This window comes from Pseudomonas wadenswilerensis, from assembly GCF_024749185.1.
Lineage (GTDB): Bacteria > Pseudomonadota > Gammaproteobacteria > Pseudomonadales > Pseudomonadaceae > Aquipseudomonas > Aquipseudomonas wadenswilerensis.
This window is the reverse complement of the sequence record NZ_CP087191.1, coordinates 1,483,170-1,496,569: the sequence shown is the minus strand read 5'-3', so window position 1 is coordinate 1,496,569 and position 13,400 is coordinate 1,483,170. Positions and strand designations below refer to the sequence as shown.

Annotated in this window: 15 protein-coding genes and 1 pseudogene; 7 read left to right on the top strand and 9 right to left on the bottom strand. The window is 62.2% G+C overall.

The annotated features are described in order from the left end of the window. Window positions 1-45 precede the first annotated feature (45 nt). Entirely contained in the window at window positions 46-939 is an 894-nt protein-coding gene (locus LOY45_RS06945; protein ID WP_115088183.1) for a LysR family transcriptional regulator, read from the bottom strand. A gap of 222 nt (window positions 940-1,161) precedes the next feature. On the opposite strand from LOY45_RS06945, the gene speB reads away from it, so the two are divergent. Beyond that, window positions 1,162-2,112, top strand: a complete 951-nt coding sequence (gene speB / locus LOY45_RS06940) for an agmatinase (protein WP_115088184.1) — start codon at window positions 1,162-1,164, stop codon at window positions 2,110-2,112. A gap of 145 nt (window positions 2,113-2,257) precedes the next feature. After that, on the top strand, window positions 2,258-3,637 hold the full coding sequence (locus LOY45_RS06935) for a sodium:solute symporter family protein (RefSeq protein WP_115088185.1): 1,380 nt from the start codon (window positions 2,258-2,260) through the stop codon (window positions 3,635-3,637). Window positions 3,638-3,691: 54 nt separating this feature from the next. On the opposite strand, the gene LOY45_RS06930 is transcribed toward LOY45_RS06935, so the two are convergent. From LOY45_RS06930 to LOY45_RS06915, 4 genes and pseudogenes are all read right to left on the bottom strand, one after another. Beyond that, on the bottom strand, window positions 3,692-3,817 hold the full coding sequence (locus LOY45_RS06930; protein ID WP_258578890.1) for a PA1414 family protein: 126 nt from the start codon (window positions 3,815-3,817) through the stop codon (window positions 3,692-3,694). Window positions 3,818-3,940: 123 nt separating this feature from the next. After that, window positions 3,941-4,132: pseudogene (locus LOY45_RS06925) on the bottom strand (LysR family transcriptional regulator); the annotation flags it as partial. Window positions 4,133-4,219: 87 nt separating this feature from the next. After that, window positions 4,220-5,146 (bottom strand): DMT family transporter, encoded by a 927-nt coding sequence (locus LOY45_RS06920; protein ID WP_115088186.1) that lies wholly within the window; start codon window positions 5,144-5,146, stop codon window positions 4,220-4,222. 109 nt (window positions 5,147-5,255) lie between these two features. Further along, a complete protein-coding gene (locus LOY45_RS06915; protein ID WP_115088187.1) occupies window positions 5,256-5,648 on the bottom strand; it encodes a transcriptional regulator in 393 nt (130 codons plus the stop codon). A 126-nt stretch (window positions 5,649-5,774) separates the two neighbouring features. Here LOY45_RS06915 and LOY45_RS06910 point away from each other — a divergent pair, with 126 nt between their 5' ends. Further along, on the top strand, window positions 5,775-6,044 hold the full coding sequence (locus tag LOY45_RS06910) for a hypothetical protein (RefSeq protein ID WP_115088188.1): 270 nt from the start codon (window positions 5,775-5,777) through the stop codon (window positions 6,042-6,044). A 91-nt stretch (window positions 6,045-6,135) separates the two neighbouring features. Here the strand turns inward: LOY45_RS06910 and LOY45_RS06905 are convergent, their stop codons facing one another. Continuing rightward, window positions 6,136-7,461: a DEAD/DEAH box helicase gene (locus LOY45_RS06905; protein WP_115088189.1), complete on the bottom strand. Its 1,326-nt coding sequence runs from the start codon at window positions 7,459-7,461 to the stop codon at window positions 6,136-6,138. 144 nt (window positions 7,462-7,605) lie between these two features. Between LOY45_RS06905 and LOY45_RS06900 the strand changes: the two genes are divergently transcribed. Then, on the top strand, window positions 7,606-8,907 hold the full coding sequence (locus LOY45_RS06900; RefSeq protein WP_115088190.1) for a mechanosensitive ion channel family protein: 1,302 nt from the start codon (window positions 7,606-7,608) through the stop codon (window positions 8,905-8,907). On the opposite strand, the gene LOY45_RS06895 is transcribed toward LOY45_RS06900, so the two are convergent. From LOY45_RS06895 to LOY45_RS06885, 3 genes are all read right to left on the bottom strand, one after another. Then, entirely contained in the window at window positions 8,848-9,726 is an 879-nt protein-coding gene (locus LOY45_RS06895) for a carboxylate/amino acid/amine transporter (protein ID WP_038996515.1), read from the bottom strand. The two genes, LOY45_RS06900 and LOY45_RS06895, sit on opposite strands and share 60 nt — an antisense overlap. 295 nt (window positions 9,727-10,021) lie before the next feature. Continuing rightward, window positions 10,022-10,621 carry an FMN-dependent NADH-azoreductase gene (locus tag LOY45_RS06890; protein WP_010223065.1) on the bottom strand — a complete coding sequence of 200 codons (600 nt, stop codon included), beginning with the start codon at window positions 10,619-10,621 and terminating at the stop codon, window positions 10,022-10,024. A gap of 109 nt (window positions 10,622-10,730) precedes the next feature. Next, the gene (locus LOY45_RS06885; protein ID WP_115088191.1) at window positions 10,731-11,045 is read right to left on the bottom strand and encodes a 3-phosphoglycerate kinase; all 315 of its coding nucleotides are present in this window, start codon (window positions 11,043-11,045) and stop codon (window positions 10,731-10,733) included. 49 nt (window positions 11,046-11,094) lie between these two features. Here LOY45_RS06885 and LOY45_RS06880 point away from each other — a divergent pair, with 49 nt between their 5' ends. From LOY45_RS06880 to LOY45_RS06870, 3 genes are read left to right on the top strand one after another with little or no spacing between them, the layout of a single operon-like run. Continuing rightward, a complete protein-coding gene (locus LOY45_RS06880) occupies window positions 11,095-12,018 on the top strand; it encodes a PA3225 family LysR-type transcriptional regulator (protein WP_038996518.1) in 924 nt (307 codons plus the stop codon). Between the two features lie 14 nt (window positions 12,019-12,032). After that, window positions 12,033-12,845 carry an alpha/beta fold hydrolase gene (locus LOY45_RS06875; protein ID WP_134063743.1) on the top strand — a complete coding sequence of 271 codons (813 nt, stop codon included), beginning with the start codon at window positions 12,033-12,035 and terminating at the stop codon, window positions 12,843-12,845. Continuing rightward, window positions 12,839-13,396, top strand: a complete 558-nt coding sequence (locus LOY45_RS06870) for a peptidylprolyl isomerase (protein ID WP_115088193.1) — start codon at window positions 12,839-12,841, stop codon at window positions 13,394-13,396. Before LOY45_RS06875 ends, LOY45_RS06870 begins: the two co-directional genes overlap by 7 nt. Window positions 13,397-13,400: the final 4 nt, after the last annotated feature.

The window sequence follows — 13,400 nt, the reverse complement described above, 5'->3', positions numbered from 1 at the left end:
AGGATTTTTTGCAGCCGCGACTAAATTTTTCAGTGGCCGTTTCGTTTAGGCAGGAGTGAGTTGCGCCTTGAGCAAGTCGCGGAAGGTCTGGATCAAGGGTTCGCGGCTGCGGCCACGGCGAATTATCATGGAAAACGGCGCCTGATAGCCGAAGGTCGCCGGCGATAGCACCCGTAAATCCCCCTTGTCGACCCAAGCCTGGGCATAGTGTTCCGGCAGGTAGCCAATGTAGGCGCCCGACAACACCAGGATCAGTTGCGCCTCCATGCTTTCCACTGTCGCCGCGCTGTGCTTGAAGCCGTGGCGGGCAAGCTCCGCCTGGCTCCAGTAGCCACGACCGACCATGCGCTGCTGGGTAATCACCTGCTCGGGAATGCGCCGCTCGTTGAACAGCGGGTGGCGGTTGCTGCAGTAAAGCCAATGCTGTTCACGGTACAACGGCTGGTACACCAGCCCGCTCATACGTGTGGAAAAGGCACCGATGGCCAGGTCCAGACGGTTGTCCTGCACCCCCAGCTGCAGCTCGTAGGGGCTGGATACCGACAAGTGCAAATGCACTGCCGGGTGTTCCTGGCTGTAGGCACCGATCGCCTCGGCCAGGGGTAGGGCCCGATCACCCACGGTGGAGTCGATCACCCCCAGGTTGAGGGTGCCGCGCAATTCGCCCTTGAGCGCCGCCGCGTATTGCTCGAAGCCGTCCATTTCCGCCAGCAGGCGCAAGGTCTCCTGATGGAACAGTTCGCCCTTGCTGGTCAGGCTGAAGCCGCCGCGGCCGCGATGGCAGAGGACGATGCCCAGCGCCGCCTCCAGCTGGCTCATGTAGGTACTGATGGCCGAGGTCGACAGGTTCAGCTCGCGCTGGGCATTGGCAAACCCCTGATGACGCACGACGCTGACGAAGATGCGCAGGAGTTTCAGGTCAGGCAAGGCAGAGGCCATTTGATCGCGGTCCGCAGGGCAACAGGTGGCCGGATTCTAACGCCATCCCCGGCATTAGTTCAGAAAAACCTGAACTAAGTATTTGCCTGTAGCGATTCTTTTCACCCACTACCTTTTGCAGACTCTGCCGCAATGCACCTGCTTGCCGGCATTTCAGGGTTTGTCCCAGGCCAGCCAGACAGGTTCCAACAACTACAACAATCGAATCGATGAGGCCCGACCGTGGACAAGATTCTGCACCAACCACTGGGCGGCAACGAAATGCCGCGCTTCGGCGGCATCGCCACCATGCTCCGTCTCCCTCACCTGCCTAGCGCCGAAGGCCTGGATGCCGCGTTCATCGGTATTCCCCTGGACATCGGTACTTCGCTGCGCTCCGGCACCCGCTTCGGCCCACGGCAGATCCGCGCTGAATCGGTGATGATCCGCCCGTACAACATGGCCACTGGCGCTGCGCCCTTCGATTCGTTGTCGATTGCCGATATCGGCGACGTGGCGATCAACACCTTCAACCTGCTCGACGCCGTGCGGATCATTGAAGAAGCCTACGACGAGATCCTCGAACACAATGTCATCCCCATGACCATGGGTGGTGACCACACCATCACCCTGCCGATCCTGCGGGCGATCCACAAGAAGCACGGCAAGGTCGGGCTGGTGCACATCGATGCCCACGCCGACGTCAACGATCACATGTTCGGCGAGAAGATCGCCCACGGCACCACCTTCCGCCGCGCCGTCGAAGAAGGCCTGCTGGATTGCGACCGTGTGGTGCAGATCGGCCTGCGCGCCCAGGGCTACACCGCTGAAGACTTCAACTGGAGCCGCAAGCAGGGCTTTCGTGTGGTCCAAGCCGAAGAGTGCTGGCACAAATCGCTGGAGCCGTTGATGGCCGAAGTGCGCGAGAAAGTCGGCGGCGGCCCGGTGTACCTGAGCTTCGACATCGACGGTATCGACCCGGCCTGGGCACCCGGCACCGGCACCCCGGAAATCGGCGGCCTGACCACCATCCAGGCGATGGAAATCATCCGCGGTTGCCAGGGCCTGGACCTGATCGGCTGCGACCTGGTGGAAGTCTCGCCACCTTACGACACCACCGGCAACACCTCGCTGCTGGGTGCCAACCTGCTGTACGAAATGCTCTGTGCACTGCCGGGCGTGGTTCGCCGCTAACGGTTGTACACCAGGAGTTGCAACAGGGCAGGAGCCATGACAGTCGGGCCGCAACGACGGCCCACTGAGTAGACGAATGACCTGGCGTCAGGCTTGCCTGGCGCCGGGGTCGATCTCACCATAATAAAGATAATTGGAGACACCCATGGCCTTGGACATATTCGTTGTTCTGATCTATGCGGCCGGCATGCTCGCGCTCGGCTGGTTCGGCATGCGCCGGGCAAAAACCCATGAAGATTACCTGGTAGCCGGGCGCAACCTCGGCCCAAGCCTGTACATGGGCACCATGGCCGCCACGGTACTGGGCGGCGCGTCTACCGTCGGCACCGTTCGCCTGGGCTATGTCCACGGGATTTCCGGTTTCTGGCTGTGCGCGGCACTGGGCCTGGGCATCATCGCCCTGAACCTGTTCCTGGCCAAGCCGCTGCTGCGCCTGAAGATTTTCACCGTCACCCAGGTGCTGGAAAAACGCTACAACCCCATGGCCCGCCAGGCCAGTGCAGTGATCATGCTTGCCTACGCGCTGATGATCGCGGTGACTTCGACCCTGGCTATCGGCACCGTCCTGCAAGTGCTGTTCGACCTGCCGTTCTGGGGCGCGATCCTGCTCGGTGGTGGCGTGGTAGTGGTCTATTCGACCATCGGCGGCATGTGGTCGCTGACCCTGACCGACATCGTCCAGTTCGTGATCAAGACCGTCGGCCTGATGTTCGTCCTGCTGCCCATCTGCCTGTACAAGGTCGGTGGCTGGGATCAACTGGTGGCCAAGCTGCCGGCGAGTAACTTCAGCCTGACCACCATCGGCTGGGACACCATCATCACCTACTTCCTGATCTACTTCTTCGGCATCCTGATCGGCCAGGACATCTGGCAACGGGTGTTCACCGCCCGTGACGAGAAGGTCGCCAAGTACGCTGGCACCACCGCAGGTGTCTACTGCGTGATCTACGGCCTGGTGTGCGCGCTGATCGGCATGGCCGCGCATGTCCTCCTGCCGGACCTGGACAACGCCAACAACGCCTTTGCCGCGATCGTCAAATCCGCCCTGCCTGATGGCATCCGCGGCCTGGTGATTGCCGCTGCGCTGGCCGCGATGATGTCGACCGCCAGTGCCGGCCTGCTGGCAGCCTCCACCGTTCTGACCGAAGACCTGCTGCCGAAGCTGCGCGGCGGCAAGCAGTCGAGCCTGGGCATCAACCGCCTGTTCACCCTGCTGACCGGCATTGCCGTACTGGGCATCGCCCTGGTGGTAACCGATGTCATCAGCGCCCTGACCCTGGCTTACAACCTGCTGGTGGGCGGCATGTTGATTCCGCTGATCGGCGCCATCTACTGGAAACGCGCCACCACTGCGGCGGCGATCACCAGCATGACCTTGGGCTTTGTCACTGCCCTGGCGTTCATGATCAAGGATGGGATGGATGCCAACACGCCGATCTACTACAGCCTGGCGATCGGCCTGGTGAGCTTTGTGGTAATCAGCCTGATGTCGCGCCGCCCGGTAGGCGCCGTCAACCTGGCCTGACAGGCAGGTGCACCACGGCCGTCGCATCAGCAATGATGCGGCGGCCAATGTGTTTTAGCGACGTTGCTGGCGCTTGCGCTGTTCTTCGTCGGTAGGGATCGGCACCGGCTGCAGCGGTGGCGGGATCAGGCCCAGGGCAGCGGCCAGGTCGTGGAGCCAGTTGAACAGATGGTTTCTCATAACTCCCCCTTACGGGTCAGCCTGCACGGCGAATAAATCCTGCGATGCTTCATACAGATCATAGCCCGATGTCTTACATTGCGCATGTCGAAAACATACGACCAAAGCCAAGTTTGATCTTGATCAAGCACTGACCGCCAGTTCCGTCGCCTGTGCAACTGTTTCCCCTTGTTGCAAATCGATCCAGGCGCTCAAGTTTGCCCCGCGCATGCCCTTGCGCCACATCAGCCAGGTGGTGGCCTGATCGAACGGCGCCTGCAGGCGATGCACCGCCACCCGCTCCCTGCGCGGCAGGCTGTCGAGCCCGCTTTTAGCCTTTTTTACGGAAATAGGCCGTAGTCGCGCGCACAACACAGACCAAGTGTCGCCGAAAATGCGCCCGTTCTGCATGCGTGTGGTCGACTAGCCGAGCAGGCTGCGCAAGCGCCGGCGCACCCACTGCTCAGCGCTGACCAGCGTTACCCCAAGCAGCACCATGACGGCCCCGAGTACGAAGTTCAGGCTCAACGGCTCGCCGAGCAGCAGTACGCCGAAGGTCACCCCGAACAAGGGTGTGATAAAGGAGAACACTGCAAGGTTCGAGGCCAGGTAGCGACGCAGCAGCCAGAACCAGGTCAGGTAGCTGAAGAACGACACGATCAGGCCCTGGAACAGCAGGCTGCCAATCGACAGCGGGGTGAACTGCACGTGGGTGACCTGGCCACTGGCAACGGCAATCAACAGCAAGCCGACGAAGCCGACCGCCAGTTGGTAGAACAACGTCAAGGTTGCCGGTGCCTCAGACAACCGCGAAGCACGCACCACTACCGTCGTCGCCCCCCAGGCCAGGCCCGCCAATACGCCAAAGGCATCGCCCAGCAGCATGCGCCCGTCCAGTTGCTCCAACGAAACGCCGCCGGCAAAGGCAAAGGCAATGCCGCAGAACGCCAGCAGGATACCCAGCCATTGCAGAGGCCTGAGCCGCTCGCTTGGCAGCATGAAGTGCAGGCCCAGGGCCGTGAACACCGGTGCCGTGTAGAGGAATACCGACATGTGCGCGGCCGAGGTCAGCTTCAGGCCTTCGGCAATGAACAGAAACTCCAGGCCGAACAGCGCGCCGGCCAGCAGGCCTCCGCGCCAGGTGCTGGCCACCTGATCCCAACCGCCGCGAAAACACATCAGCAGCCCGACCAGAACCGCCGCCATGCCTGAACGCATGGCCTGCTGCATCACCGGCGCGATATCCGGCGCGGCCCACTTGATCATCACCTGCTGGATGCCCCAGATCAGGCACAGCACCAGCATCACTTGCAGGGCGAAGGCATCGGTATTGCGGCGGGTGGCGCTCATCGGGCGCTCCCGGTATCAGGCAACGACATGGCAGGTTCTCGGCAGAAGTGGATCCAGTGCCGATTATCAGCGGCGGCAGGCGCTCAATGCCAGCCTTGTGTTGCCTGCGTCAGGCAATCTGTGCCTTGGAAGCCACCTGATCGAAGGTAGCCTCGTCCAGCGGGTCGTCCTGCTCATCCAGTACCTGACGCGGGTGATCGTTGCCCGGAATGCTGCTGTCCAGCAGGCTCAGCAGCCGCGAGCCACGTTCGGTGAGGACAAAATTCTCACCGTTGCCGCCCTCATCTTCCGGGCGTGAAGCAAAGTAACCGCGCTCGAACAGTATCTTTTCGTACTCACAGGCCAGCGTTTTCAGATGATCGAGATCGCCAGGTGCCGCACCTTCAGCCGCAAGCTGGGCAGCATGCTGCTCGGCATAGGGTCTCGGGGTGAAACTGTGTCCGGCGCTGTTCTGCGCTTCATGCAACAGGCGTTCGATCAGGTCCCAGTCGTAGGTGGTCATCGGCATAGCCTCAATCAGGGGTCGGTAAGATTGTGACCGGTGCGCGAGGCTGCGGTTCGACTGAACTTTCGCGTCCCGGCCAGGCTCAACCGCAAGACTTCACCCTGATTGCACAGGAGCCTGCCCATGAAGACCCTGATGAACATTGCTGCCGCCGCCAGCCTGTTGCTGGCCTTGCCCAGCTGGGCCTGCACGCTGGAAGAAGCGACGGAGAAACGCGAAGAACTGGCCAAGGAAGTGAGCAAGCTTACCGAGCAGAATCCGCAGAAGGCCAAGGAGATCAACGATGAGTTGCAAGGCATGAAGCTTGAGAGTGCCAGCAAGGACTTGCCGGACAAGTGCCAGCTGATCGACAAGCGGTTGCAGGAGCTGAAGGCAGCGGAGAAAAAGACCTGAAATCGGGGTGAAGCTATCGCTGGCAAGCCAGCTCCCACAAGGTCTGTAGAAAACCTGTGGGAGCCGGCCTTGCCGGCGATGAGGCTGGCGCTTACTCCGCAGCCGGCGCCGGCTTGCGGCGCTTGAGCGGTGCCAGGCCATCGGCGCTGGCCAGTGGGGCATTAGGCTTCGGCTTGGCGGTCGGCTTGCGCTTGGCAACGACCTTCTTGTCGCCTTTCTTGTCAGCCTTTTTCTTCTTCACACCGGCAGCCTTGCCCGAGGCCTTGACCTTCTTCGGCCCGGTATAGGTGCCTTTGACTTCCTTGATCACCCGGCGCTCGAAGCTCTGCTTCAGGTAGCGCTCGATGCTCGACATCAGGTTCCAGTCGCCGTGGCAGATCAGCGACACCGCCAGGCCTTCGTTACCGGCACGGCCGGTACGGCCAATACGGTGTACGTACTCGTCGCCGCTGCGCGGCATATCGAAGTTGATCACCAGATCCAGGCCGTCGACGTCCAGGCCGCGCGCGGCGACGTCGGTGGCAACCAGAATCTTGGCGCCGCCCTGTTTCAGGCGCTCGATGGCCAGCTTGCGGTCTTTCTGATCCTTGTCACCGTGCAGGACGAACGCTTTGTAGTCCTTGGCCACCAGATGACCGTAGATGCGGTCAGCCATCACCCGGGTGTTGGTGAAGATGATCGCCTTATCGTAGGTCTCGTTTTCCAGCAGCCACTGGATGATCTGCTCTTTGTGCTGGTTGTGGTCGGCAGTGATGATCTGCTGGCGGGTGCCTTCGGCCAGCTGGCTGACACTGTTGAGCATCAGGTGTTCAGGGGTTTTCAGCACCTTGCCGATCATGTCGCGCAGGCCGGCACCGCCAGTGGTGGCGGAGAACAGCATGGTTTGCTCGCGGTTCGGGCACTCGTTGCACAGACGCTCGACGTCTTCGGCAAAGCCCATGTCGAGCATGCGGTCGGCTTCGTCGAGAACGATCACCTGGACATGCTCCAGGTGCAGGTTGCCGGCATTGAGTTGCTCGAGCAGGCGGCCCGGGGTGCCGATCAGCACGTCCGGCACCTTGCGCAGCATCGCGGCCTGTTCCTTGAAGTCTTCACCACCAGTGATCAGGCCAGCCTTGATGAAGGTGAACTGGGAGAAACGCTCGACTTCCTTGAGGGTCTGCTGCGCCAGCTCGCGGGTCGGCAGCAGCACCAGGGCACGAATCTCGACGCGCTTCTGCTTGAGGTCCACCAGGCGGTTGAGCATCGGCAGGACGAAGGCTGCGGTCTTGCCGCTACCGGTTTGCGCCGTCACCCGCAGGTCACGCCCTTGCAACGCCAAAGGGATGGCCGCTGCCTGCACCGGCGTCGGCTCGACAAATTTCAGCTCGGCCACGGCTTTGAGCAGGCGTTCGTGCAGGGCGAATTGGGAAAACACGGGTGTACCTCGGGCATGTGCAAAAAATTCAGTTGCATAGGGTAACGTTTTCCGGCGTCGGAGCCGAATTTCTTTTGGCAACTTCTTGCCGATCCGCGCTCTAATGGCCTTGTTTTCGACTTGCGGACCCTCTACGACACCGTTATGGACATTCAACAGCTGTGGCAAAACACCCTGGACCTCTGGGGCACCCTCGATCAACACCCGATACTGCACGCCGGTATCGGCCTGGGCGTATTGCTGGTGATCGCCCTGCTGCTCGGCCGTGTGGCGCGCTTTCTGGTGCTGCACGCCGCCCGCCTGCTCGGCCGCCAGCCGGCCCTGCACTGGGTCAATGACCTGCGCGAGAACAAGGTATTCCAGCGCCTGGCCCAGACCACCCCGTCGCTGGTGGTGCAGTTCGGCCTGAAGCTGGTGCCGGAGCTGAGCGCCACCAGCCAGCATTTCCTCGGCAACGTTGCCCTGGCCTTCACCATCCTGTTCCTGACCCTGGCCCTGAGTGCCCTGCTCGACGCCCTGCTGGACATCTACGCACGCACCGAACATGCCCGCACCCGCTCGATCAAGGGCTATGTGCAGTTGGCCAAGATGGTCCTGTTCGTGTTCGGCGCCATCGTCATCGTCGCCACCCTGATCGACCGCTCGCCGCTGTTGCTGCTCTCAGGTCTCGGTGCCATGTCGGCAGTCATCCTGTTGGTCTACAAGGACACCCTGCTGTCGTTCGTCGCCAGCGTGCAGCTGACCAGCAACGACATGCTGCGGGTCGGCGACTGGATCGAGATGCCCCAGGTCGGCGCCGATGGCGATGTGGTGGACATTACCCTGCACACGGTCAAGGTGCAGAATTTCGACAAGACCATCGTCTCCATCCCCACCTGGCGCTTGATGTCCGAGTCGTTCAAGAACTGGCGCGGCATGCAGCAATCGGGCGGGCGGCGGATCAAGCGCAGCCTGTTCATCGATGCCGGCGGCGTGCGCTTCCTGCGCTCCGATGAGGAGCAGCGCCTGAGCGAAGTACGCCTGCTGACCGACTACATTGCCCGCAAGCGCAGTGAGCTCAGAGCCTGGAACGAGGCCCAGGGCAATGTCGCCGAACTGTCCGCCAACCGTCGCCGGATGACCAACATCGGCACCTTCCGTGCCTATGCCCTGGCTTATCTGAAAAGCCACCCGGAGATCCAGCCGAACATGACCTGCATGGTCCGCCAGATGCAGACCACCGCCCAGGGCGTGCCGCTGGAAATCTACTGCTTCACGCGCACCACGGCGTGGGCCGACTACGAGCGGATCCAGGGCGACATCTTCGACTACCTGCTGGCGGTGATGCCGGAGTTCGGCCTGAGCCTGTACCAGCAGCCGAGTGGCAACGACCTGCGTGCCGGCCTGTTACCCTCGACCTTGCCCAGCCAGCAGCGGGCGCTGAGTGCCGAGACGACTGAGCCATAGCGACGCCAGGATCACCGCCCCGCCGATGAACAACCGGCCCAGCGGCTCGTGCTGGTTCCAGATCAGCAGGTTGAGCAGCAAACCGACCGGCACGTGCAGGTTGTTCATCACCGCCAGGGTGCCGCCTGAAACCAGGCAGGCGCCCTTGTTCCACCAGTACAACCCCAGCGCCGTCGGGCACAGGCCCAGAAACAGCAGCACCAGCCATTGCACGTCGGTGCTCGGCAGGTGCTGGGTGTTGCCGAACAGCAGGAAGGCCGGCAGCACCACCAGCAAGGCGCCCAGGTAGAAATAGCCGAACCGCCGGTAATGCGGCAGGTCGCTGGGGTTGCGCGCGATCAGGTGGCGGTACAGTACCTGCCCGGCGGCATAGGTGAAGTTGGCCAGTTGCAGCAGCAAAAAGCCGATGAAGAAGTCCGGGCTGATGCTGTCGAAGCGAATCACCGCCGCACCGGCAACCGCCACCAGCGCCGCCACCAGCGCCCAGGGGTTGAAGCGCCGGTTCAGGGCATCTTCGATCAGGGTCACGTGCAAGGGCGTGAGGATAGTGAACAGCAGCACCTCCGGCACGGTCAGCACACGAAAGCTCAAGTACAGGCAGACATAGGTGATGCCGTATTGCAGCGCACCGATCAGCAGCATCGAACGCATGAAGCGTGGTTCGACCTGACGCCAGCGGGTCAGCGGCAGGAACACCAGCCCGGCCAGCAGCACCCGCGCCAGCACTGCGAAATAGCTGTCGACATGCCCCGCCAGGTACTCGCCGATCAGGCTGAAGGAAAACGCCTGGATCAGCGCGACGATCAATAAATAGCCCATGTTGGCCCCTTGCTGTGGAGGCGGCGACCTTAGCGGTTAGCAGCACACCCGGCAACTGCTGAAGGCCCTGCGGACCTGTGGGAGCTGGCTTGCCTGCGATCGAGCGCGAAGCGGTCGCAATCCAGACGCCGCCTGATGTGTTGGTGGTACTGGCCTCATCGCGGGTCACGTCGAGTCGTCGCACCGCCGCTCCCACAGTAATCACCATAAAAAAGCCCGGTCATGCACAAGGCAGTGACCGGGCAGGTACACCCAAAGGAGCAACAGGTGTCAGGCGGGAAAATTCATTGCCGGCTCATGCCACGGCGGCGAGCTGCGCCTTGGCCTGGTTCAGGCCCTTCTCGTGGAAATCACCGCCCATGTTCAGGCCTTCGGCGTGGATGAAGGTCACGTCATGGATACCGATAAAGGCCATGACCTGGCGCAGGTAGGGTTCCTGGTGATCGCTGCTGGCGCCGGCATGGATGCCACCGCGGGCAGTGAGGATGTAGGCGCGCTTGCCGGTCAGCAGGCCCTGCGGTCCGGTTTCGGTGTACTTGAAGGTGATGCCGGCGCGCAGTACATGGTCCAGCCAGGCCTTGAGGGTGCTGGGGATGGTGAAGTTGTACATCGGCGCAGCCAGGACCAGTACATCGGCCGCCAGCACTTCATCGGTCAACTCGTTGGAGCGGGCCAGGGCCTGCAGCTCTTCGGCATTGCGCTGGGCTTCGGGCTTCATCCAGCCACCGAGCAGGTTGCCATCCAGGTGCGGCACCGGGTTGACGGCCAGGTCGCGCAGGGTGACCTGGTCGGCCGGGTGGGCGGCTTGCCACTGGCTGACGAAGTCACGGGTCAGTTGCCGGGAGATCGAGTCCTGCTGGCGGGCGCTGCTTTCGATGACGAGTACACGGGACATGGGGCTTGCCTCCATCGGCGAGTTCGGTAAGTCGATGGAGGCAAGATTAATGATTGACCTATCGATAAAAAAGCGTAAAAACTGGGTCCAATCTATCAGTTAAATTGTTTTATTGCGGTTTGCAGCTCAAGGCAATGCGCAGCTTGATGATTTCCCGGTTGAACTTGGCGGTGGCATCGACGCTTTTTTTCGCCGGCACCAGCACACGGCGCACCCGAGGCGCTTCCGGGCCGTTGCGGAAAGTCACCTTGCACTGCGCATCGACGTCGCCATAGTTATTGACGGTGATCGAACCGATATCACGGTCGGTGTCGTAGGTGGTGTAGTCGACCTTGACGCCGTCGATGTCCTTTTCCACGTCGATGGGATAGGCCAGGGCCGTGAGCGGAAGCAGGGCCAGCAATACAGCACAACATTTCTTCATACGACGCTCTCCATGAAAGAGCGCCAGCTTAGGACAACAGGAGCCGAAGATGAAAGCGCCGCGCGTAACCCTGGATCAGTGGCGGACCCTGCAGGCGGTGGTCGACCACGGTGGTTTTGCCCAGGCCGCGGAGGCCCTGCACCGCTCGCAATCCTCGGTGAGCTATACCGTGGCACGCATGCAGGACCAGCTCGGCGTACCGCTGCTGCGCATCGACGGGCGCAAGGCGGTACTCACCGAGGCCGGCAACGTGCTGCTGCGCCGCTCGCGGCAACTGGTCAAGCAGGCCAGCCAGCTTGAAGACCTGGCCCACCATATGGAACAGGGCTGGGAAGCCGAAGTGCGCCTGGTGGTCGATGCCGCCTACCCCAACGCCCGCCTGGTCCGCGCCTTGAGTGCGTTCATGCCGCAAAGCCGTGGCTGCCGGGTGCGCCTGCGTGAAGAGGTACTGTCCGGGGTCGAGGAAGTCCTGCATGAAGGCGTCGCCGACCTTGCCATCAGCGGCTTCAATATTTCCGGCTACCTGGGCACGGAGCTCAGTTCGGTCGAGTTCGTTGCCGTTGCCCACCCCGAACACAGCCTGCACCGCCTGGGTCGGGAGCTGAACTTCCAGGACCTGGAAAGCCAGTTGCAGGTGGTGATCCGCGACTCCGGCCGCGCGCAGCCCCGCGATGTCGGCTGGCTGGGCGCCGAACAGCGCTGGACCGTCGGCAGCCTGGCCACCGCCGCCACCTTCGTCAGCAGCGGTCTGGGCTTTGCCTGGTTGCCGCGCCACCTGATCGAACGCGAGCTGCGTGAAGGCCTGCTCAAGCCGTTACCGCTCGATCAGGGTGGCAGTCGCCACCCACTGTTCTACCTTTACTCGAACAAGGACAAACCCCTGGGCCCGGCGACGCAGATCCTCGTCGAGTTGCTGCGCAACTTCGACACCGCACCGCTGGATGTGCCCTTCGCCGCGCCCGCCCAAGCCTGACAGGAATCACGCCGATGGCCTACTTCGAACATGAAGGTTGCTCGCTGCACTACGAGGAATACGGCCAGGGCGAGCCGCTGGTGCTGCTGCACGGCCTGGGCTCCAGCTGCCTGGACTGGGAGATGCAGGTGCCGACGCTTGCCCACCACTACCGGGTGATCCTCATGGACATCCGTGGCCACGGCCGCTCCGACAAGCCGCGCGAGCGCTACAGCATCGCCAGCTTCAGCGCCGACCTGCTGGCCCTGCTCGAGCAGTTGCAGACCGGCCCGGTGCACCTGGTCGGCCTGTCCATGGGCGGCATGATCGGTTTCCAGTTTGCCGTCGATCACCCCGAGTGGCTGCGCAGCCTGTGCATCGTCAACAGCGCCCCGGAGGTCAAGCGCCGCAGCCGCAGCGACTGGATCTGGTGGGCCAAGCGCTGGGCCCTGGCCCGGGTGTTGAGCCTCGAAACCATCGGCAAGGGCCTGGCCGAGCGGTTGTTCCCCAAGCCGCAGCAGGCCGATTTGCGGCGCAAGATGGCCGAGCGCTGGGCCAAGAACGACAAACGCGCGTACCTGGCCAGTTTCGACGCCATTGTCGGCTGGGGCGTGGCGGAACGCCTGGGGCAGATTCGCTGTCCTACCCTGGTCATCAGCGCCGACCAGGATTACACCCCGGTACAACTTAAAGAGCGCTACGTTGCCCTGATTCCACAGGCACGGCTGGCGGTCATCGAAGATTCCCGGCACGCTACGCCCCTGGATCAACCTCACGTATTCAATCAGACGCTGCTGCAGTTCCTGGCGGCGTCCACCACCTCTCAAGGATCATTGAGCCCATGCTGAAAAAACTCCTGCTCGCCACCTGTTCAGTCGTCTTCGCCACCAGCCTGATGGCCGCCGAAAAAGCGCCTCATGTACTGCTGGATACCAGCTTCGGCCAGATCGAAATCGAACTGAACGAAACCAAGGCGCCGATCAGCAGCAAGAACTTCCTGCAATATGTGGACAGCGGCTTCTACAACAACACCGTCTTTCACCGGGTGATCCCGGGCTTCATGGTCCAGGGCGGTGGTTTCACCGAGCAGATGGTGCAAAAACCCACCAAGGACCCGATCCGCAACGAAGCCAGCAATGGCCTGCAGAACGTCCGTGGCACCCTGTCGATGGCGCGCACCTCCGACCCGAACTCGGCCACCAGCCAGTTCTTCATCAACGTCGCCGACAATGCCTTCCTCGACCCGGGCCGCGACCGTGGATACGCGGTGTTCGGCAAGGTCGTCAAAGGCATGGAAGTGGTCGACCAGATCGTCAACTCGCCAACCACAATGAAAAAAGGCATGCGCGATGTGCCGGTCGACCCGGTGTTCATCAAGTCGGCCAAACGTATCGACTGACCTT

Bases quoted from the DNA above. Each gene is read 5' to 3' on its own strand.
- LOY45_RS06945 (WP_115088183.1), bottom strand. From the start codon at position 939: ATGGCCTCTGCCTTGCCTGACCTGAAACTCCTGCGCATCTTCGTCAGC.
- LOY45_RS06870 (WP_115088193.1), top strand. From the start codon at position 12,839: ATGCTGAAAAAACTCCTGCTCGCCACCTGTTCAGTCGTCTTCGCCACC.
- LOY45_RS06915 (WP_115088187.1), bottom strand. From the start codon at position 5,648: ATGACCACCTACGACTGGGACCTGATCGAACGCCTGTTGCATGAAGCG.
- LOY45_RS06935 (WP_115088185.1), top strand. From the start codon at position 2,258: ATGGCCTTGGACATATTCGTTGTTCTGATCTATGCGGCCGGCATGCTC.
- LOY45_RS06900 (WP_115088190.1), top strand. From the start codon at position 7,606: ATGGACATTCAACAGCTGTGGCAAAACACCCTGGACCTCTGGGGCACC.
- LOY45_RS06895 (WP_038996515.1), bottom strand. From the start codon at position 9,726: ATGGGCTATTTATTGATCGTCGCGCTGATCCAGGCGTTTTCCTTCAGC.
- LOY45_RS06880 (WP_038996518.1), top strand. From the start codon at position 11,095: ATGAAAGCGCCGCGCGTAACCCTGGATCAGTGGCGGACCCTGCAGGCG.
- LOY45_RS06930 (WP_258578890.1), bottom strand. From the start codon at position 3,817: ATGAGAAACCATCTGTTCAACTGGCTCCACGACCTGGCCGCTGCCCTG.
- LOY45_RS06875 (WP_134063743.1), top strand. From the start codon at position 12,033: ATGGCCTACTTCGAACATGAAGGTTGCTCGCTGCACTACGAGGAATAC.
- LOY45_RS06920 (WP_115088186.1), bottom strand. From the start codon at position 5,146: ATGAGCGCCACCCGCCGCAATACCGATGCCTTCGCCCTGCAAGTGATG.
- LOY45_RS06890 (WP_010223065.1), bottom strand. From the start codon at position 10,621: ATGTCCCGTGTACTCGTCATCGAAAGCAGCGCCCGCCAGCAGGACTCG.
- LOY45_RS06910 (WP_115088188.1), top strand. From the start codon at position 5,775: ATGAAGACCCTGATGAACATTGCTGCCGCCGCCAGCCTGTTGCTGGCC.
- LOY45_RS06885 (WP_115088191.1), bottom strand. From the start codon at position 11,045: ATGAAGAAATGTTGTGCTGTATTGCTGGCCCTGCTTCCGCTCACGGCC.